This is a genomic window from Enterobacter cloacae complex sp. SHL009, from assembly GCF_049237205.1.
GTDB lineage: Bacteria > Pseudomonadota > Gammaproteobacteria > Enterobacterales > Enterobacteriaceae > Enterobacter > Enterobacter cloacae_M.
The window spans coordinates 22777-41724 of the sequence record NZ_JBMKIW010000008.1 but is presented as its reverse complement, the minus strand read 5'-3'; the positions used below and the strand labels follow the sequence as shown (position 1 = coordinate 41724).

Below are 18948 nucleotides of genomic sequence, written 5' to 3'. Positions count from 1 at the left end.
ACCTGTAAGCGGGTGCGCCAGAAGTCGAAGGACTACCGGGCATTAAAGAGATGAAAGTCAAAGCAGTTTCGGTGGGCAAACATCATGATATGTGTTGTCCGCCTTATATGGGGCATTAAGCGATTGTTGTTTTCCATGTTTCATTTTCCTTTCAGTAATTGAAAGCATGATCATTTTATCCAGGAAAAGGCGATTAACCGTGAGGTAGATCACCGTTAACCGATCAAATCAGAAATAAATATTCGTTTTAGATGAATATCGCAGATCAAAATTCTGATTTGTTGGTGTTACGTTAACAGGTTGTGTTATCAATGTTTTAAATGAACAAAAATAACCCGTAAAAATAATGCATGGGTTATTTATGAAATATTTTCTGAGGTATTTTGATTTTATTTAAAAATAAAATGAATAGTTATTCAAAGCATAAACCGATAACCGATACCGGTTTCAGTTAATAAATGGCGAGGGCGAGCGGGATCAACTTCGAGTTTCTGACGAAGATGTCCCATATATATGCGTAAATAATGACTATGTTCCACCGCGTTGGGCCCCCACACCTGACTTAGCAGCTGGCGTTGGGTGAGAACCTTGCCGTGGTTGTTGAGCAGAACGGCGAGCAGGCGAAATTCTATTGGCGTCAGATGGATTTCTTCTTCACCGCGCACAATACGCCGCGCGGCCAGGTCAACCCGGATATCCCCAAACGTGTAGGTTGGGTCAGCAGGCGTGGTTGCGCTGTGGCGACGCAGCGCCACGCGAAGGCGAGCCTGTAACTCGCCGATACCAAAAGGTTTAATCAGATAGTCATCCGCCCCGGCATCCAGCGCCGCGATTTTATCCGTCTCTTCCGTACGCGCGGAGAGCACGAGGATCGGCATCTGGCTCCACTGACGAACTTCCCGGATAAAATCGATGCCGTCGCCGTCCGGCAGACCAAGATCGAGGATCACCAGGTCCGGCTTGCGGGTGGCGGCCTCAATTAAACCCCGCTGAAGCGTACCCGCATCATGAACGCGCAGACCGTCTCCTTCCAGCGCAGCGCGCAGAAAACGGCTAATGGCGATCTCATCTTCAACAATCAGAACGTTAATCACAAATCCTCTGGTAATTCATTAAGTTCTGGCGGGGTTTCCAGAGGAAGTGTAACACAAAAACGTGCGCCGCCTTCGGGACGATTCTCTGCGGAAATGGACCCGCCGTGGACGTCAATGATTGCCTGGCAAATCGCCAGCCCCAGCCCCACGCCCGGAATGGCCGACTCCTTATTGCCGCGTGCGAATTTCTCGAAAATAGCCAACTCCTGCCCGGCTGGAATGCCGGGGCCGGTATCCCAGACGTTAAGGCGAAGCGCGCCATCTTCCACTGTCGCATCAACGCCAATTTGAGCACTGGCGCCCGCATATTTGCCGGCATTTTCCAGCAGGTTGATCAGCACCCGTTCAAACAGCGGACCATCGACATGAATTAACGTCAGGGGCTCGGGCATGTTCAGCGCGATATGTCGCCCGCCCAGACCGGGTTCGAGCATTTTCAGCGCGCTGCCCACCACCTCTTCCAGCGTGAGCCACTCTTTTTTGAGGTTAAAACCGCCCGACTGGATACGCGCCATGTCGAGCAGGTTATTCACCAGGCGCGTGGTATTCAGCACGTGCTGGCGGATCTCGCTGGCCTGAAGGGCATGTTTAGAGCCTTCCGCCGCCAGGTCCAGCGTCAGAATTTCTGACTGGCCGAACAGGACGGTGAGCGGGGTACGCAGATCGTGAGACAGCGCCGCCAGCAGCGAGTTACGAATGCTTTCACGCTCGCTCGCCAGACGGGCCTGTTCCTCGCTGGCGGTGAGGGCCAGTCGTTCCAGCGCGCTGGCAACCAGTAGGGTAAAGGTCTCCAGCAGTCTCTGCTGTTCGGGGATCATCAGCTGGCGCAGGTTGGAAGGCTCCACGATGACCAGCCCCTGATTTTTATCGGCGCTGCGCAGGGGCAGAATTTGATAGGGAACGCCGGGCAGGGTGTCGGTCCCTGCGCCCGCCGGTAAGCCTTTGTCAAAGCTCCAGCGCGCGATGGCTTCGTCCCAGGGCGTCATGCCTGAGGCCGACGTCAGCGGGCGCAGCTTGCCGTGTTCGTCCGGAAGTAAAATCAGGTTGCTGGCATGAAACGTCGAGCGGATAAACTGCTCGCTGGTCTGTACGATATCCAGCGGCGTGCGGCCCACCGCCAGCGATTTCGACATCTCATAGAGATGGCGCGTGCGCTGTTCGCGATAGCGGGCGATACGCGCCTGATAGCGCACGCCCGCCGTCAGATTGCCGATCACCAGCCCGACGGTGAGCATCACGGCAAAGGTGAGGATGTACTGCACGTCCGAGACGGCGAGCGTCCCGCGGGGAGCAATAAAGAACAGATCGAAGCTGATGACGTTAATCACCGTCGCCAGAACCGACGGCCAGCGCCCGTAAAAGAGCGCCACCACCACCACGCCGAGAAGGTAGATCATCACCAGGTTGGCGGCGTCAAACGCAATCAGCCACTGGCTGGCAATCACGGTAATCAGGGCGCAGAGCACGACGGCGACAAGACAGCCGCGAAGCTGAATGCGCCATTTATCGCTGAAGGTGCGGCTGTCCGGCGCACGATTGGGTAAGGGGGTAGGTTTGTCGTCCAGCGCCACGATCACCAGATCCAGATCCGGCGCGCGACGGGCCAGCTTGTCGGCAAAGGATTCGCGGCTAAACCAGCGGCGATGCTGACGACGGCCAATGACGATTTTCCCCAGGTTATGCTCGCGCGCGTAGCGCAAAATGGCTTTATCTTCCTGAGGATCGGAAAGGGTGGCGGTTTCGGCACCCAGCTCCTGCGCCAGGCGAAGCGAACTCAATATCGCGCGGCGCTGGTTCTCGGGCAGCGCGTGCAGCTGTGGCGTTTCGACATACACCGCATGCCAGACGCTGCCAAATTTGGCCGCCAGGCGCGCGGCGGTGCGGACAAGCTTTTCATTGCCGCTGCCGTGCCCTACGCACAGCAGGATGGCATCTCGCGTATGCCAGACGCGCTCCTGGCCCTGCAGATCGCGCCAGGCACGCATCTGATCGTCGACGCGATCGGCAGTACGACGCAGGGCCAGCTCGCGCAGGGCAATCAGGTTGCCTTTACGGAAGAAATGCTCGATGGCGCGCTCGGCCTGGCCGGCGATATAGACTTTGCCTTCATGCAGGCGCTGGCGTAAATCGTCGGGGGGCAGGTCGACCAGCACCACTTCATCGGCAGAATCAAAGAAGGGGTCGGGCACCGTCTCGCGCACCTGAATGCCGGTCACGCCGCTGACCACGTCGTTCAGGCTCTCCAGATGCTGAACGTTAACCGTCGTGAATACATCTATACCGGCTTCAAGTAGTTCTTCTACATCCTGCCAGCGTTTTGGATGGCGTGAGCCTGGCGCATTGCTGTGCGCCAGTTCGTCCATCAGGATAAGGGCGGGACGGCGGGCGAGGGCGGCATCAAGATCGAATTCGGTGACTAGCCGACCGCGGTGGCTGATACGGCGGGGCGGCTGGGTGGCCAGCCCCTTCAGCAGCGATGCGGTCTCTTTGCGTCCGTGGGTTTCTACCACGCCTATCAATATATCGAGCCCCTGCGCCCGAAGCCGCTGGGCTTCCGTCAGCATGGCGAAGGTTTTCCCGACGCCTGCGCAGGCGCCAAAGAAAATTTTCAGTTTGCCGCGATGGGCTTCGGCCGTCTGTTCAAGCAGCCTGTCCGGATCCGGGCGCATGGGCTCGTCGGTCATTTAGTTTTTCCTTAGCGCGTCCAGCGCCAGATTCAGCTCAACAATATTCACCACGGGCATGCCGATAAAGCTGACCAGCGGCTTTTGCGTGTGCTCTGCAACCAGCTGGCTAACCTGCTCGACGGTCAGCTGACGGGCCGCGGCGACGCGCGGGATTTGCCATGCCGCGGCTGCCGGCGTCAGGCTGTAGTCCAGCCCACTGGCCGAGGCGGTCACCAGCTCTACGGGCACCTCACGGCTGGCCTGCGGATTAGCGGCGCGCAGGGCTGCCACGCGCTCAGCAACGGCTTTGTCCAGCTCGGGGTTGCTGCCCGCCAGGTTACTGCCGCCGGATGCCATCGGATTATACGGGCTTTCGGCAGTGGCGGAAGGGCGTCCCTGGAAGTAACGGGCATCCGTAAAGTTCTGACCAATCAGGCGCGAACCGCGGTTTTCACCGTTTTGCATAATCAGCGAGCCGTTGGCCCGATCCTTAAACCACCACTGGCCCAGCGCGGTGGTCACCAGCGGGTACAGCCCGCCGGTAATGAGAGACAGCAGAATAAACAGAAGTATAGCGGGGCGTAACATCGTCATTTGATTCACCTTTTAAACCAGGCCGAACAGCGTCAACAGCAGGTCGATCACCTTGATACCGATGAAGGGCACCACCAGCCCGCCCAGCCCGTAAATCCACAGGTTGCGGCGCAGCATGGCGGCGGCCGTGAGCGGCTTATAGCTCACGCCCTTCAGCGCGAGCGGGATCAGGAAGACAATAATCAGAGCGTTAAAGATCACTGCGCTCAGGATGGCCGATGCCGGAGAGTGCAGGTGCATCACGTTCAACGCGTTTAATTGCGGGTAGGTCGCAGCAAACGCCGCCGGAATGATGGCGAAATATTTCGCCACATCGTTGGCGATACTGAACGTAGTCAGCGACCCGCGCGTCATCAGCATCTGCTTGCCAATGTGCACCACTTCAATCAGCTTGGTCGGGTTAGAGTCGAGGTCGACCATGTTGCCCGCCTCTTTTGCCGCCTGAGTACCAGAGTTCATCGCCACCGCCACGTCGGCCTGCGCCAGGGCTGGGGCGTCGTTGGTACCGTCGCCGGTCATCGCCACCAGGCGGCCTTCCGCCTGATACTGACGAATCAACGCCAGTTTCGCTTCCGGTGTGGCTTCGGAAAGAAAATCATCCACGCCCGCTTCGGCGGCAATCGCCGCGGCGGTAAGACGGTTATCCCCGGTGATCATCACCGTTTTGATCCCCATTTTACGCAGCTGGGCAAAGCGCTCCTTGATACCGCCTTTGACGATATCCTTCAGGGCAATCACCCCCAGCACGTGTGCGCCCTCGGCCACCACCAGCGGCGTCGCCCCCTGACGGGCCACGCTTTCGACCAGGCTGTCCACTTCAGGTGGGAAGTGGCCGTTGTTGGCCTCAATGTGGCGACGGATAGCGTCAACAGAGCCTTTGCGGATCATGCGATCCTGGATGTTGATGCCGCTCATGCGGGTTTGCGCCGTAAAGGGCACGAAGGTGGCGTGCAGGCTCTGAACGTCGCGCTGGCGCAGGTTAAAGCGCTGCTTGGCGAGGATCACAATGCTGCGGCCTTCCGGGGTTTCATCAGCAAGCGAGGAGAGCTGCGCGGCATCCGCCAGCGTTTTTTCATCCACGCCCGGGGCGGGTAGGAAATCTGACGCCTGACGGTTACCAAGGGTAATGGTGCCGGTTTTATCCAGCAGCAACACATCCACGTCACCGGCGGCTTCTACAGCACGCCCGCTGGTGGCGATAACGTTGGCTCCGAGCATACGGCTCATGCCGGCCACGCCGATGGCCGACAGCAGGCCGCCGATGGTGGTGGGGATCAGGCAGACCAGCAGCGCCACCAGCACCGTGACGGTGACCGCGGTACCGCCATAGGCAGAGAATGGCCACAGCGTGGCGGTTGCCAGCAGGAAGACAATGGTCAGGGCCACCAGCAGGATGGTCAGGGCAATCTCGTTTGGCGTTTTTCGGCGCTGTGCGCCTTCCACCATGGCGATCATCCGGTCGAGGAAGGTTTCACCCGGGTTAACGCTGGACTGGATCACCAGCCAGTCGGAGAGAATGCGCGTCCCGCCCGTCACGGAGGCGAAATCGCCGCCGGACTCACGGATCACCGGCGCGGATTCACCGGTGATGGCGCTTTCATCCACCGATGCGCCCCCTTCAATGACTTCGCCGTCGCAAGGGATGATGTCACCGGCTTCCACCAGCACCACATCGCCTTTACGCAGTTCATCCGCCGGAACGTGGTCCATCTGGGAACCGTATTTCGGCTCACGTAACTTGCGTGCGAAGGCGGTTTTTTTCACCCCTTTCAGGCTGTTGGCCTGGGCTTTACTCCGGCCTTCCGCCAGCGCTTCCGCAAAGTTGGCGAACAGCACGGTAAACCATAGCCACAGGCTGATGGCGCCGGTAAACATCGCATTTCCCGGCATATGGCCCGTTCCCATGGCAATCGCCAGGGCGGTGGTCAGGACGCTTCCCGCCCAGACGATAAACATCACCGGGTTGTGCCACTGCACGCGCGGGCTCAGCTTTTTCACCGCATCCATGAGCGCCTGGCGAACTAATGACGGTTCGAACAGGGCCAGTTGTTTACGACTCATGACAATTTCTCCGCAAAATCAGCGTAAAGAGAGGTATTCCGCGACCGGGCCTAACGCGAGGGCGGGGATAAAGGTCAGGGCGCCGACCAGCAACACGGTGCCCGTCAGCAGGCCGATAAACAGCGCGCCGTGGGTCGGTAACGTCCCGGTGGTGGTCGGTTGGATTTTTTTATTCACCAGCGATCCGGCAATCGCCATAACCGGCACAATGATCCCGAAGCGGCCCACAAACATGCAGAACGCCAGCAGGCAGTTCCAGAACGGTGAGTTGGCGCTTAGGCCCGCAAAGGCGCTGCCGTTGTTGTTGGCGGCCGAGGAGACGGCATACAGCACTTCGCTAAAACCGTGAATGCCGGGGTTAAAGATGCCGCTGCGTCCGGCCTCGGTCATCAGCGCCAGCGCGGTGCCGAGCAGCACGAGAGCCGGGGTGACCAGAATCGCCAGCGCGGTTAATTTCATCTCGCGAACGTCGATTTTTTTACCCAGATATTCCGGCGTGCGGCCAATCATCAGACCGGCAATAAACACCGCCAGCAGCACGAACAGCAGCATGCCGTAAAGACCGGAGCCCACGCCGCCAAACACCACCTCGCCAATCTGCATCAGCCACATCGGGATCATGCCACCCAGCGCCGTAAAGGAATCATGCATGGCATTGACGGCCCCGCACGAAGCTGCCGTGGTGACCACCGCATACAGGCTGCTGGCGAGAATGCCAAAGCGGCTCTCTTTACCTTCCATGTTGATCGCGCTATCGGCACCGAGTGAGAGGAAGTGCGGGTTACCCTGCCATTCGGCCCACATCACCAGCGCAACACAGACCACAAAGATCAGCGACATGGTCCAGAGCAGGGTGCGGCCCTGACGGCGATCGTTAACCACGTCACCAAAGGCAAAGCAGAGCGCGGCGGGGATCAGGAAAATCGCCAGCATCTGCACAAAATTAGTCAGGGCGGTCGGGTTTTCAAACGGGTGCGAGGAGTTGGCGTTGAAGAAGCCCCCGCCGTTCGTTCCGAGCATTTTGATGGCTTCCTGCGACGCCACTGGCCCCATCGGCAGGAGCTGTTTTGCGCCTTCCAGCGAGGTATATGGCGCGTAAGGCAGCAGGTTTTGCAGGCTGCCCTGCTGAATGAAGAACAGCGCGATCAGCAGCGCAATCGGCAGCAGGATCCACAGCGTAATGCGCGTCAGGTCTACCCACGCGTTACCCAGCGTACTCACTTTCTGGCGGGCAAACGCACGCGTCAGCGCGAAGATCACCGCAATACCGCTGGCGGCAGAGAGGAAGTTCTGCACGGTTAGCCCGACCATCTGGCTGAAGTAGCTGAGCGTGGTTTCACCAGCATAGGACTGCCAGTTGGTGTTAGTGACAAAACTGACTGCCGTGTTAAGCGCGAGATGCCAGGACAGGCCCGGTAACTGTTGCGGATTCAAAGGCAGGATACCCTGCAACATCAGCATGGCAAAAAGCGCAATGAGCCCGACGATGTTCAGCAGCAGAATGGCGATCAGATAGTCACGCCAGTTCATCTCCCGATCGTCTATACCCAGTACGCGCCAGATCCCTTTTTCAACGCTTCCCGTGCCGGGCAGGGGAACGTTATTGATTAGCCGTGCCAGCCCCGAGCCCAGTGGCCTTGCCAGAACGAACAACACCACTAAGAAACTGGCAATAAGCAAAAACGCCTGAGCAGCCATCAGAATGCCTCCGCATTAATCAGGGCATAAACCAGATAACCCAATAACAGGAACACCAGCACGATGCCGGCAATAAGACCTGCACTCACAATCCACCTCCGGGTGACTTTTGTTGTTGTGCTAACGGTAGGATTTATGGCGCAAAGATTTCGCAAAAATGAGAAGGGCGGGTGTAAAAAAAGTATAAAAATGGCAAAGCCCACAATTTAACTATTGATAAGTAAATCGTTAACTTTTTTGTAACTTAATTACGGCGTGAATGTAAATTTTCGCTAAACGGACGAAAATAAGTGGTCGGATGAGTAGTAAAATTACAAACAAAGCGATATTATTTTAGCCAGGTCACAGATTTTGAATTTTCCGGATAACGTTTCCGGCCAACTATAGGGGAGAAAAATATGGATCTTTATAAAGAGTTTCCGGCTCATATCGTGTTCATGCGCCGCGCTTTCGCCGTAGTGGCTGGCGTGCTGGCTCTGCCGGTGATGCTGTTCTGGAAAGATCGTGCGCGTTTTTATAGCTATCTGCACCGCGTCTGGGCGAAAACCAGCGAGAAGCCGGTGTGGATGGATCAGGCCGAGAAAGCGACCTGCGATTTCTACTGATACGAAGACTACACATAGCAATAAAAAAACCGCCAACAGCAATGTGGCGGTTTTTTTGTCCCTCGGGATTCGCGGTCCGTTGGGTGGCTTCAGGCCCTCGTCAGAGGTTACAGGCATATATTTAGCCCTCTTTCTTGCCGGGTGACGCTGCGCTTACCCGGCCTACACAGTGCAAGGATATCAAGTATGGCATGTTTCATTCCAGGCCCGTGCAAGCGTAGCGCCGCCGGGCGAAACGCACATCAAGCTCTTTGTTAGCAGTCTGTAAGGCCGCCTCGGGCGGCCTTTTTTATTTCATCCCGTCTACACTTCATGGCAAAGTAGTTCAATGCATGCTTTTTCCTTTTACGGCATGCCCTTACGGACATAATGGATAATTGCCTGGAGTTTTATGCCCACCCATCTGGTTTGGTTTCGCGCGGACCTGCGCGTACATGACAACATCGCCCTTGCGGCAGCCTGCCGCGCCAAAGACGCTAACGTATTGGCACTGTTTATGGCCACGCCCGAGCAGTGGCGGCAGCACGATATGGCCCCCCGGCAGGCGGCCTTGCTCCGGGCGTATCTGAACGATCTGCAGCACTCGCTCGCTGGAAAAGGCATACCGCTTCTCTATAAAGAGGTGGGTGATTTTGCCGCACAGCTTCAGACGGTGCAGGAGATCTGTAAGCAGCACAAGGTCACGCATCTTTTTTACAACTATCAGTACGAATTCAACGAGCAGCAGCGCGACCGTCAGCTGGAGAAGATGCTGGAAGGGGTGGTCTGCGAAGGGTTTGATGACAGCGTGATGCTGGCACCGGGCAGCGTGATGACCGGCAACCGTGAGATGTATAAAGTTTTCACTCCGTTTAAAAATGCCTTTATCAAGCGTCTGAAAGAGTCGCTGCCGGAGTGCGTTGCCGCGCCTGCCGTGCGAGGCGAAGCTATAAAAGAGCTACCTGAGCTGACGTTTGATTACCCTCAGCAGCCGTTTGATGAAACGCTGTTCCCCGCCGATGAGAAATCTGCCATCGCCCAACTGCGCCAGTTCTGCAAGCAGGACGCGGCCAGTTACGACGCGCGTCGGGATTTTCCCGCCATCGAGGGTACCAGCCGCCTGTCGGCCTGTCTGGCGCTGGGCGCGATCTCACCGCGCCAGTGTTTGCACCGTCTGCTGGCGGAGCAGCCGCAGGCGCTGGAGGGCGGCGCAGGGTCTGTCTGGCTGAATGAACTTGTCTGGCGCGAGTTTTATCGCCATCTGATGACCTTTCATCCAGGTTTATGTAAGCATCGGCCCTTCATTGGCTGGACCGATAACGTAAAGTGGCAATCGAATGATAAGCAGCTGAAAGCCTGGCAAAGCGGGCAGACGGGCTATCCGATAGTCGATGCCGCCATGCGTCAGCTTAATGAGACGGGGTGGATGCATAACCGCCTGCGAATGATTACCGCCAGCTTTCTGGTGAAGGATCTGCTTATCGACTGGCGTATCGGAGAGCGCTATTTTATCTCTCAGCTGATCGATGGCGATCTCGCGGCGAATAACGGCGGCTGGCAGTGGGCGGCCTCTACCGGCACCGATGCCGCACCCTATTTCCGGATTTTCAATCCGACCACGCAGGGGCAAAAATTTGATGCGGACGGCGAGTTTATCCGCCGCTGGGTTCCTGAACTTAACGGTATACCTGCTAAAGCGATCCACGAACCGTGGGCATGGGCGGATAAACAGCGTGTAAAGCTGGATTACCCTCGTCCGATTGTCGACCATAAACAGGCGCGTGTCGCCACGCTGGCGGCGTACGAAGCTGCCCGCAAAGCATAAGAGAGTGATGATGAAAAACAGCGAACTGGAAAGCCTGATTAACGAAAAACTGAACAGTACCTCCTTCAGCGATTACGGCCCGAACGGGCTCCAGGTTGAAGGCCGTGAGACGGTGCAAAAAATTATCACCGGCGTGACGGCAAGCCAGGCGCTGCTGGACGAGGCCGTTCGTCAGAACGCCGACGCGGTGATTGTTCATCACGGTTACTTCTGGAAAAACGAATCGCCGATTATTCGTGGGATGAAGCGCAATCGCCTGAAAACGCTGCTGGCTAATGACATCAACCTGTACGGCTACCATCTGCCGCTGGATGCGCACCCGGAGCTCGGCAACAACGTTCAGCTGGCGCAGCTACTGGGGATTACCGTGATGGGTGAAATTGAGCCGCTGGTGCCGTGGGGCGAGCTGGCGATGCCGGTTCCGGGGCTGGAGCTGGCCTCGTGGATTGAAGCGCGCCTGGGCCGTCGTCCGCTGTGGAGCGGTGATACCGGTCCGGATACGGTGAAGCGTGTCGCATGGTGTACCGGTGGCGGTCAGGGCTTTATCGACAGCGCCGCGCGCTTCGGTGTTGATGCCTTTATCACCGGCGAGGTTTCCGAGCAGACCATTCACTCGGCGCGTGAACAGGGGCTGCATTTTTACGCCGCTGGCCATCATGCCACCGAGCGCGGCGGCATTCGCGCCCTCAGCGAGTGGCTGACGGAAAATACCGATCTGGATGTGACCTTTATTGATATCCCTAACCCAGCCTGACGAGAGGTAGTTAAGTGCAGCGAGCACGTTGTTATCTTCTGGGTGAAACCGCAGTGGTTCTGGAGCTTGAACCACCGGTGACGCTTGCCACGCAAAAGCGTATCTGGCGGCTGACCCAGCGTCTGGCCGACATGCCTGAAGTGGTTGAGACCATTCCGGGTATGAATAACATAACCGTCGTGCTGCGTAGCCCGCATACCCTGGCGCTGGATGCCATTGAACGTTTGCAGCGCTGGTGGGAAGAGAGCGAGGCGCTGGAACCGGAGTCGCGTGCCATTCAGGTCCCGGTCGTTTATGGCGGTACGGGTGGGCCAGATCTTGGCGTGGTGGCAGACCACTGCGGATTAACAGAAAAGCAGGTTGTTGAGCTGCACAGCTCGGTTGACTACGTGGTCTGGTTCCTTGGGTTTCAGCCCGGATTCCCGTATCTGGGCGGATTATCTCCCCGGCTGCATACGCCACGCCGTGCCGAGCCGCGCGTGAGCGTGCCGGCGGGGACGGTGGCTATCGGCGGTGAGCAGACCGGCGTTTATCCGCTGACATCGCCTGGCGGCTGGCAGCTTATTGGGCATACCGCGACACCGTTATTTGAACCCGGGCTGGAGACGCCAATACTCTTGCGTCCCGGGGATACCCTTCGCTTTATTCCGCAGAAGGAGGGGGTATGTTAACGCTTATTCGCGCCGGGCTTTACACCTCCGTACAGGATGCCGGTCGCTTTGGTCTGCGCCAGTCGGGCGTGAGCTACTGCGGTGCGCTTGACCGTCCTTCGCTGGAGATTGCCAACCTGCTTGTGGGCAACGAAGGCAGCACGGCGGCGCTAGAAATTACGCTGGGTCAGTGTGTGATTGAGTTTGGTCAGGAAACCTGGTTTGCCTTAACCGGCGCAGGGTGTGATGCGACGCTGGATGGTAAAGCGGTGTGGACCGGCTGGCGGCTGCGGGCGAAAGCCGGGCAGCGCCTGACGCTCAAACGTCCGCTGCACGGCGTGCGTAGCTATCTCGCGGTGGCTGGCGGCATTGACGTGCCGGAGGTGCTGGGTTCATCCAGTACCGATCAGAAGGCCGGGATCGGCGGTCACGAAGGACGTTTGCTGCGCGACGGCGATCGGCTGGCAATCAAACCCTCCGCGCGCCATTTCTCGACCACGCAGGGCGTAAAACAGCTGCTGTGGGGAAACCAGATCCGCGCCTTACCGGGGCCGGAATATCATGAGTTTGACGAGGCTTCTAAAGAGTCCTTCTGGCGTGCGCCGTGGAAGATCAGCCCGCAGAGTAACCGCATGGGCTACCGCCTTCAGGGGCAGCCGCTGACCCGCACGACGGACCGGGAGCTGCTCTCCCACGGTTTATTGCCTGGGGTTATTCAGGTGCCGGGAAACGGTCAGCCCATCGTATTAATGAACGATGCGCAAACTACCGGCGGCTATCCGCGCATTGCCTGCATCATTGAAGCGGATCGCTACCATCTGGCGCAAATTCCCCTCGGCCAGCCGATTCACTTCGTGCAGTGTTCGCTGGAGGAGGCGCTTAAGGCGCGGCAGGATCAGCAGCGTTATCTTGAACAGCTGGCGTGGAGGCTTGATGGTAAAGATTGATTTGAACGCCGATCTGGGGGAGGGAAGCAGCGCTGATTCGGAACTGATGACCCTGGTCACTTCGGTCAATATCGCCTGCGGCTTTCACGCGGGTGATGCCCAAACCATGCTGGAGAGCGTGCGTAATGCCATTAAAAACGGCGTCGCGATTGGGGCTCACCCCAGCTTTCCCGATCGGGAAAACTTTGGCCGTACGGCGATGGATCTGCCCCCTGAGACGGTCTACGCTCAGGTGCTCTACCAGATCGGCGCGCTGGAGGCGATGGTGCGCGCCCAGAACGGCGTGATGCGCCACGTGAAGCCGCACGGCATGCTCTACAACCAGGCGGCGAAAGATGCGGATCTGGCGGACGCCATTGCCCGCGCGGTGCGGGACTGTAATCCGCAGCTGATTCTGGTAGGCCTTGCGGGCAGCCAGCTGATTCGTGCCGGAGAACGGCTGGGCCTGACCACCCGTCAGGAAGTGTTTGCCGATCGGGGATACCAGCCGGACGGCAGCCTGGTGCCGCGGACGCAGGCCGGGGCGCTGATTACCGACGAAGCTAAAGCGCTGGCGCAGACGCTGGAGATGGTGCGCGCCGGGCGGGTGATCGCCGTGGACGGAACACCGGCAAACGTGCAGGCCGATACGGTATGTTTACACGGCGATGGCGAGCATGCGCTCCAGTTCGCGCGCCGCTTGCGGGCAGCGTTCTCTGAAGAGGGTATCCTCGTCAGCGCCGAATAATGACGATAAGGACACAAAAATGCCTGAAGGTCCGGAGATCCGCCGCGCGGCGGATAGCCTGGAGGCGGCGATAAAGGGCAAACCCCTGACGGATGTCTGGTTTGCTTTTCCTCAACTGAAACCGTTTGAATCACAGCTGGTGGGCCAGACGGTGACCCATATTGAAACGCGCGGCAAAGCCTTGCTTACGCACTTTTCCCATAACCTGACGTTATATAGCCATAACCAGCTTTACGGCGTCTGGCGCGTGGTGGAGGCGGACGAGCAGCCGCAAACCACCCGCGTGCTGCGCGTCAGGCTGCAAACGGCGGATAAAGCGATCCTGCTCTATAGCGCGTCGGATATCGAAATGCTTACGCCGGAGCAGCTGCTGACGCACCCGTTTCTGCAGCGGGTCGGGCCGGACGTGCTGGACATGCGCCTGACGGCGAGCGACGTGAAGGCCCGGCTGTTATCACCTAAATTCCGTAACCGACAGTTTTCCGGTTTGTTTCTCGACCAGGCCTTTCTGGCCGGGCTGGGCAACTACCTGCGGGTAGAGATCCTCTGGGAAGTCGGGCTGGCGGCGCAGCATAAAGCGTCTGAGCTGAATGATGAACAGCTGGAGGCGTTGTCCCACGCGCTGCTGGATATTCCGCGGCTCTCGTACAACACGCGCGGCGTGGCGGATGAGAACACGCATCACGGGGCGCTGTTCCGGTTCAAGGTGTTTCATCGGGCGGGGAAGAAGTGCGAGCGATGCGGCGGGATTATCGACAGGATTATGCTCTCTTCCAGACCTTTTTACTGGTGCCCGCACTGCCAGAAATAAAAGTAAAACGGTAACCCTTGGGTTACCGTTTTTAATGTTTTCACCCTCTCCCTGTGGGAGAGGGTCGGGGTGAGGGCATCAGGCCGCACCCAACATCTTTTAGCGCTTCAGGTCAGACTTAAAATCACGCTGCTCGTAGCCGGTATACAGCTGACGAGGACGGGCGATTTTCATGCCTTCGCTGTGCATTTCGTTCCAGTGCGCAATCCAGCCTACGGTACGGGCCATAGCGAAGATCACGGTGAACATGGAAGACGGAATGCCCATCGCTTTCAGAATAATGCCAGAGTAGAAATCGACGTTCGGGTAGAGTTTCTTCTCGATGAAGTACGGGTCGTTCAGTGCGATGTGTTCCAGCTCCATCGCCACTTCCAGCAGATCATCTTTGGTACCCAGCTCTTTCAGCACTTCGTGGCAGGTCTCACGCATGACGGTGGCGCGCGGGTCGTAGTTTTTGTAAACACGGTGACCGAAGCCCATCAGGCGGAAGGAGTCATTCTTGTCTTTCGCGCGACGCACGAACTCAGGAATGTGCTCAACGGTGCTGATCTCTTCCAGCATCTTCAGTGCCGCTTCGTTCGCGCCGCCGTGCGCCGGTCCCCACAGGGAAGCGATGCCCGCAGCGATACAGGCGAACGGGTTCGCGCCTGAAGAGCCCGCGGTACGGACGGTAGAGGTAGAGGCGTTTTGTTCGTGGTCAGCGTGCAGGATCAGAATACGGTCCATTGCGCGTTCCAGCACCGGGTTCACTTCGTACTCTTCGCACGGTGTGGAGAACATCATGCGCAGGAAGTTACCCGCGTAAGAGAGGTCATTGCGCGGATACACAAACGGCTGGCCGATGGAGTATTTGTAGCACATCGCCGCCATGGTCGGCATTTTGGACAGCAGGCGGAACGCCGCGATATCACGGTGACGCGGGTTATTCACGTCAAGGGAGTCGTGGTAGAACGCCGCCAGCGCACCGGTGATACCGCACATCACCGCCATCGGGTGAGAGTCACGGCGGAACGCATGGAACAGACGGGTAATCTGCTCATGGATCATGGTGTGACGGGTCACGGTGGTTTTGAATTCATCGTACTGTGCCTGCGTCGGTTTTTCGCCGTTCAGCAGGATGTAGCACACTTCCAGATAGTTGGATTCGGTGGCTAACTGATCGATGGGGAAGCCGCGATGGAGCAGGATACCTTCGTCACCGTCAATGTAGGTGATTTTGGATTCGCAAGATGCGGTAGAGGTAAATCCAGGGTCAAAGGTGAATACACCTTTAGAGCCCAGCGTACGGATATCAATAACATCCTGACCGAGCGTGCCTTTTAGCACATCCAGTTCAATAGCAGTGTCACCATTTAGGGTGAGCGTTGCCTTTGTATCAGCCATTTACGGTCTCCTTAGCGCCTTATGCTTAAGACTGCGCTTTACCGGATTTGCTTTCAGCTGTTAATCACCGTTACCAGATTGTTATTTGGCTTTCCGCTCAGCTCACGAGGACAAACCAGGGTACAGAGCTATGGCGCCTTGCAGGTAAACGAATGAAATATCAGTGAAACCACAGCAAATCAGCGTTTTTGCAGTCCGAATTATTCAAACCTGTATATCACTAATAACTGTCCTGATAACTTCGGTCAATACCATCACACTGTTACATAACTATTTGTCAGGTGAAAGAGAGACCTCATAACTTTTGCGCATTATATGCCTTTTCTGATGACGTTTGTAACAATATTGTTTAACATTTGTCAAATCAGATGATTAAAAATTAAAAAGATGTTGTTATCGTGACCCTGATCACTGTTCCAGAGAAAACCCGACAAACTGTATGTAGGTTAATTGTAATGATTTTGTGAACGGCCTATACTGCCGCCAGGTCTCCGGAACACCCTGCAATCCCGAGCCACCCAGCGTTGTAACGTGTCGTTTAAGCATCTGGAAGCAGTGTTTTGCATGACGCGCAGTTATAGAAAAGGAACGCTGCTTGACCCGCATCGCAGTCCGGAGGAAGGAAACAATAAGAACAGCATGTGGGCGTTATTCATGATAAGAAATGTGAAAAAACAAAGACCTGTCAATCTGGATCTCAAAACGATCCGGTTCCCTGTAACAGCAATAGCGTCCATTCTGCACCGTGTTTCTGGTGTGATTACGTTTGTGGCGGTCGGTATTTTGCTGTGGTTACTGGGCACCAGCCTCTCTTCCCCTGAAGGATTCCTCCAGGCCTCTGCCATCATGAACAGCTTCTTCGTGAAATTCATCATGTGGGGCATTCTGACCGCGCTGGCGTACCACGTCGTTGTGGGTGTTCGCCATATGCTGATGGACTTTGGCTACCTGGAAGAGACTTTCGAAGCCGGAAAACGCTCCGCTAACATTTCATTTGTGATTACTGTCGTGCTTTCACTTCTCGCAGGAGTTCTCGTATGGTAAGCAACGCCTCCGCATTAGGACGCAACGGCGTACATGACTTCATTCTGGTCCGTGCTACCGCCATCGTTCTCACTCTTTACATCATCTATATGATCGGTTTCTTCGCGACCAGCGGCACGCTGACGTGGGAAATCTGGAGTGGGTTCTTCGGATCCGCCTTCACCAAAGTGTTCACCCTGCTGGCTCTGTTCTCCATCCTTATTCATGCGTGGATTGGCATGTGGCAGGTGTTGACCGATTACGTTAAACCGCTGGCGATTCGCCTCCCACTGCAGCTGGCCATTGTTGTTGCACTGGTGGTTTACGTTATTTATGGATTCGTTGTGGTGTGGGGTGTGTAATGAAACTGCCAGTCAGAGAATTTGATGCTGTTGTAATTGGTGCCGGTGGCGCAGGTATGCGTGCCGCACTGCAAATTTCCCAGAGCGGCCAGACCTGTGCGCTGCTCTCTAAAGTTTTCCCGACCCGTTCCCACACTGTGTCTGCGCAGGGCGGTATCACCGTTGCGCTGGGTAACTCCCATGAAGATAACTGGGAATGGCACATGTACGACACGGTAAAAGGTTCCGACTACATCGGCGACCAGGATGCCATCGAATATATGTGTAAAACCGGCCCGGAAGCGATTCTGGAGCTGGACCACATGGGTCTGCCGTTCTCCCGTCTGGAAAATGGCACTATCTATCAGCGTCCGTTTGGCGGCCAGTCGAAAAACTTCGGCGGCGAGCAGGCGGCACGCACCGCGGCGGCGGCTGACCGTACCGGTCACGCACTGCTGCACACCCTGTATCAGCAGAACCTGAAAAACCATACCACCATCTTCTCCGAGTGGTACGCGCTGGATCTGGTGAAAAACGCCGATGGCGCAATCGTCGGCTGTACCGCGCTGTGCATCGAAACCGGTGAAGTGGTTTACTTCAAAGCCCGTGCTACCGTGCTGGCTACCGGCGGCGCAGGCCGTATCTATCAGTCCACCACCAACGCCCACATCAACACCGGTGACGGCGTCGGTATGGCTATCCGCGCGGGCGTGCCGGTTCAGGATATGGAGATGTGGCAGTTCCACCCAACCGGTATCGCCGGTGCGGGCGTTCTGGTGACGGAAGGCTGCCGCGGTGAAGGTGGCTACCTGCTGAACAAACACGGCGAGCGCTTCATGGAGCGTTATGCCCCGAATGCGAAAGACCTGGCGGGTCGTGACGTGGTGGCGCGTTCCATCATGATCGAAATCCGTGAAGGCCGCGGCTGTGACGGCCCATGGGGTCCACACGCGAAGCTGAAGCTCGACCACCTGGGTAAAGAAGTTCTGGAGTCCCGTCTGCCGGGCATCCTGGAACTGTCCCGCACCTTCGCACACGTCGACCCGGTGAAAGAGCCGATTCCGGTTATCCCAACCTGCCACTACATGATGGGCGGTATTCCGACCAAAGTGACCGGTCAGGCGCTGACCGTAAACGAGCAGGGCGAAGACGTGGTTATTCCTGGCCTGTTCGCGGTAGGCGAAATTGCCTGCGTATCCGTACACGGTGCAAACCGTCTGGGTGGCAACTCCCTGCTGGACCTGGTGGTGTTTGGTCGTGCAGTCGGTCTGCATCTGCAGGAATCCATTGCCGAGCAGGGCGCGCTGCGTGACGCGACCGACGACGAAATTGATGCCTCTCTTGAGCGCCTCAACCGCTGGAACGGTAACCGCAACGGCGAAGATCCGGTGGAAATCCGTAAAGCGCTGCAGGAATGTATGCAGCACAACTTCTCGGTATTCCGCGAAGGCGACGCGATGGCCAAAGGTCTTGAGCAGCTGAAAGCGATCCGCGAGCGTCTGAAAAATGCCCGTCTGGACGACACCTCCAGCGAATTCAACACCCAGCGCGTTGAGTGCCTGGAGCTGGATAACCTGATGGAAACCGCGTTCGCGACGGCGATGTCGGCAAACTTCCGTACCGAAAGCCGTGGCGCGCATAGCCGCTTCGACTTCCCGGATCGTGATGACGAAAACTGGCTGTGCCATTCCCTGTATCTGCCAGAGTCGGAATCCATGACGCGTCGTAGCGTCAACATGGAACCGAAACTGCGTCCGGCGTTCCCGCCGAAGATTCGTACTTACTAATGC

General features: G+C 57.2%; 18 protein-coding genes. 10 read left to right on the top strand and 8 right to left on the bottom strand.

Translation table 11 applies throughout. The features are described from left to right. Positions 1-32 precede the first annotated feature (32 nt). From speFL to kdpF, 7 genes are all read right to left on the bottom strand, one after another. Positions 33-137, bottom strand: a complete 105-nt coding sequence (gene speFL, locus ACOTZC_RS17420; protein ID WP_003858645.1) for a leader peptide SpeFL — start codon at positions 135-137, stop codon at positions 33-35. Between the two features lie 279 nt (positions 138-416). Next, a complete protein-coding gene (kdpE, locus tag ACOTZC_RS17415; RefSeq protein WP_008501074.1) occupies positions 417-1094 on the bottom strand; it encodes a two-component system response regulator KdpE in 678 nt (225 codons plus the stop codon). Further along, the gene (gene kdpD, locus ACOTZC_RS17410) at positions 1091-3778 is read right to left on the bottom strand and encodes a two-component system sensor histidine kinase KdpD (protein WP_047173426.1); all 2688 of its coding nucleotides are present in this window, start codon (positions 3776-3778) and stop codon (positions 1091-1093) included. Before kdpD ends, kdpE begins: the two co-directional genes overlap by 4 nt. Then, positions 3779-4354, bottom strand: coding sequence for a potassium-transporting ATPase subunit KdpC (gene kdpC / locus ACOTZC_RS17405; RefSeq protein ID WP_023310778.1), 576 nt, complete (start codon positions 4352-4354; stop codon positions 3779-3781). Between the two features lie 12 nt (positions 4355-4366). After that, complete coding sequence (kdpB, locus tag ACOTZC_RS17400; RefSeq protein ID WP_421635894.1) at positions 4367-6415, bottom strand: potassium-transporting ATPase subunit KdpB; 2049 nt, start codon at positions 6413-6415, stop codon at positions 4367-4369. A gap of 18 nt (positions 6416-6433) precedes the next feature. Next, a complete protein-coding gene (gene kdpA / locus ACOTZC_RS17395; protein WP_133293999.1) occupies positions 6434-8113 on the bottom strand; it encodes a potassium-transporting ATPase subunit KdpA in 1680 nt (559 codons plus the stop codon). Beyond that, a complete protein-coding gene (gene kdpF / locus ACOTZC_RS17390) occupies positions 8113-8202 on the bottom strand; it encodes a K(+)-transporting ATPase subunit F (protein WP_014069365.1) in 90 nt (29 codons plus the stop codon). Before kdpF ends, kdpA begins: the two co-directional genes overlap by 1 nt. Positions 8203-8511: 309 nt before the next feature. Between kdpF and ACOTZC_RS17385 the strand changes: the two genes are divergently transcribed. The 7 genes from ACOTZC_RS17385 to nei all read left to right on the top strand — a co-directional run bounded on the left by ACOTZC_RS17385 (position 8512) and on the right by nei (position 14411). Beyond that, entirely contained in the window at positions 8512-8718 is a 207-nt protein-coding gene (locus tag ACOTZC_RS17385; RefSeq protein ID WP_008501079.1) for a YbfA family protein, read from the top strand. Between the two features lie 391 nt (positions 8719-9109). Further along, the gene (gene phrB, locus ACOTZC_RS17380; RefSeq protein ID WP_421635893.1) at positions 9110-10522 is read left to right on the top strand and encodes a deoxyribodipyrimidine photo-lyase; all 1413 of its coding nucleotides are present in this window, start codon (positions 9110-9112) and stop codon (positions 10520-10522) included. 10 nt (positions 10523-10532) lie between these two features. Then, complete coding sequence (locus ACOTZC_RS17375; protein WP_023310783.1) at positions 10533-11276, top strand: type 2 GTP cyclohydrolase I; 744 nt, start codon at positions 10533-10535, stop codon at positions 11274-11276. A 14-nt stretch (positions 11277-11290) separates the two neighbouring features. Then, positions 11291-11947 (top strand): 5-oxoprolinase subunit PxpB, encoded by a 657-nt coding sequence (gene pxpB / locus ACOTZC_RS17370; protein WP_045402199.1) that lies wholly within the window; start codon positions 11291-11293, stop codon positions 11945-11947. Further along, the gene (gene pxpC / locus ACOTZC_RS17365) at positions 11941-12873 is read left to right on the top strand and encodes a 5-oxoprolinase subunit PxpC (RefSeq protein ID WP_023310785.1); all 933 of its coding nucleotides are present in this window, start codon (positions 11941-11943) and stop codon (positions 12871-12873) included. Before pxpB ends, pxpC begins: the two co-directional genes overlap by 7 nt. After that, positions 12860-13600: a 5-oxoprolinase subunit PxpA gene (gene pxpA / locus ACOTZC_RS17360; RefSeq protein ID WP_063408977.1), complete on the top strand. Its 741-nt coding sequence runs from the start codon at positions 12860-12862 to the stop codon at positions 13598-13600. The genes pxpC and pxpA overlap by 14 nt, the downstream gene beginning before the upstream one ends. A 19-nt stretch (positions 13601-13619) precedes the next feature. Further along, on the top strand, positions 13620-14411 hold the full coding sequence (nei, locus tag ACOTZC_RS17355) for an endonuclease VIII (RefSeq protein ID WP_023310787.1): 792 nt from the start codon (positions 13620-13622) through the stop codon (positions 14409-14411). A gap of 99 nt (positions 14412-14510) precedes the next feature. Here nei and ACOTZC_RS17350 read toward each other — a convergent pair whose 3' ends face one another. Then, entirely contained in the window at positions 14511-15794 is a 1284-nt protein-coding gene (locus ACOTZC_RS17350) for a citrate synthase (protein ID WP_023310788.1), read from the bottom strand. Between the two features lie 639 nt (positions 15795-16433). Here ACOTZC_RS17350 and sdhC point away from each other — a divergent pair. Genes sdhC through sdhA form a run of 3 tightly spaced genes read left to right on the top strand, consistent with a single transcriptional unit; the run spans position 16434 to position 18945 of the window. Further along, entirely contained in the window at positions 16434-16838 is a 405-nt protein-coding gene (sdhC, locus tag ACOTZC_RS17345; protein WP_020684965.1) for a succinate dehydrogenase cytochrome b556 subunit, read from the top strand. Continuing rightward, positions 16832-17179: a succinate dehydrogenase membrane anchor subunit gene (gene sdhD, locus ACOTZC_RS17340; protein WP_008501088.1), complete on the top strand. Its 348-nt coding sequence runs from the start codon at positions 16832-16834 to the stop codon at positions 17177-17179. The genes sdhC and sdhD overlap by 7 nt, the downstream gene beginning before the upstream one ends. Then, positions 17179-18945, top strand: a complete 1767-nt coding sequence (gene sdhA, locus ACOTZC_RS17335) for a succinate dehydrogenase flavoprotein subunit (protein WP_023310789.1) — start codon at positions 17179-17181, stop codon at positions 18943-18945. Before sdhD ends, sdhA begins: the two co-directional genes overlap by 1 nt. The last annotated feature ends 3 nt before the right edge of the window (positions 18946-18948 follow it).

Bases quoted from the DNA above. Each gene is read 5' to 3' on its own strand.
- kdpA (WP_133293999.1), bottom strand. From the start codon at position 8,113: ATGGCTGCTCAGGCGTTTTTGCTTATTGCCAGTTTCTTAGTGGTGTTG.
- sdhC (WP_020684965.1), top strand. From the start codon at position 16,434: ATGTGGGCGTTATTCATGATAAGAAATGTGAAAAAACAAAGACCTGTC.
- kdpB (WP_421635894.1), bottom strand. From the start codon at position 6,415: ATGAGTCGTAAACAACTGGCCCTGTTCGAACCGTCATTAGTTCGCCAG.
- kdpD (WP_047173426.1), bottom strand. From the start codon at position 3,778: ATGACCGACGAGCCCATGCGCCCGGATCCGGACAGGCTGCTTGAACAG.
- pxpA (WP_063408977.1), top strand. From the start codon at position 12,860: ATGGTAAAGATTGATTTGAACGCCGATCTGGGGGAGGGAAGCAGCGCT.
- speFL (WP_003858645.1), bottom strand. From the start codon at position 137: ATGGAAAACAACAATCGCTTAATGCCCCATATAAGGCGGACAACACAT.
- pxpC (WP_023310785.1), top strand. From the start codon at position 11,941: ATGTTAACGCTTATTCGCGCCGGGCTTTACACCTCCGTACAGGATGCC.
- sdhA (WP_023310789.1), top strand. From the start codon at position 17,179: ATGAAACTGCCAGTCAGAGAATTTGATGCTGTTGTAATTGGTGCCGGT.
- ACOTZC_RS17350 (WP_023310788.1), bottom strand. From the start codon at position 15,794: ATGGCTGATACAAAGGCAACGCTCACCCTAAATGGTGACACTGCTATT.
- phrB (WP_421635893.1), top strand. From the start codon at position 9,110: ATGCCCACCCATCTGGTTTGGTTTCGCGCGGACCTGCGCGTACATGAC.
- ACOTZC_RS17375 (WP_023310783.1), top strand. From the start codon at position 10,533: ATGAAAAACAGCGAACTGGAAAGCCTGATTAACGAAAAACTGAACAGT.
- ACOTZC_RS17385 (WP_008501079.1), top strand. From the start codon at position 8,512: ATGGATCTTTATAAAGAGTTTCCGGCTCATATCGTGTTCATGCGCCGC.
- nei (WP_023310787.1), top strand. From the start codon at position 13,620: ATGCCTGAAGGTCCGGAGATCCGCCGCGCGGCGGATAGCCTGGAGGCG.
- kdpC (WP_023310778.1), bottom strand. From the start codon at position 4,354: ATGACGATGTTACGCCCCGCTATACTTCTGTTTATTCTGCTGTCTCTC.
- sdhD (WP_008501088.1), top strand. From the start codon at position 16,832: ATGGTAAGCAACGCCTCCGCATTAGGACGCAACGGCGTACATGACTTC.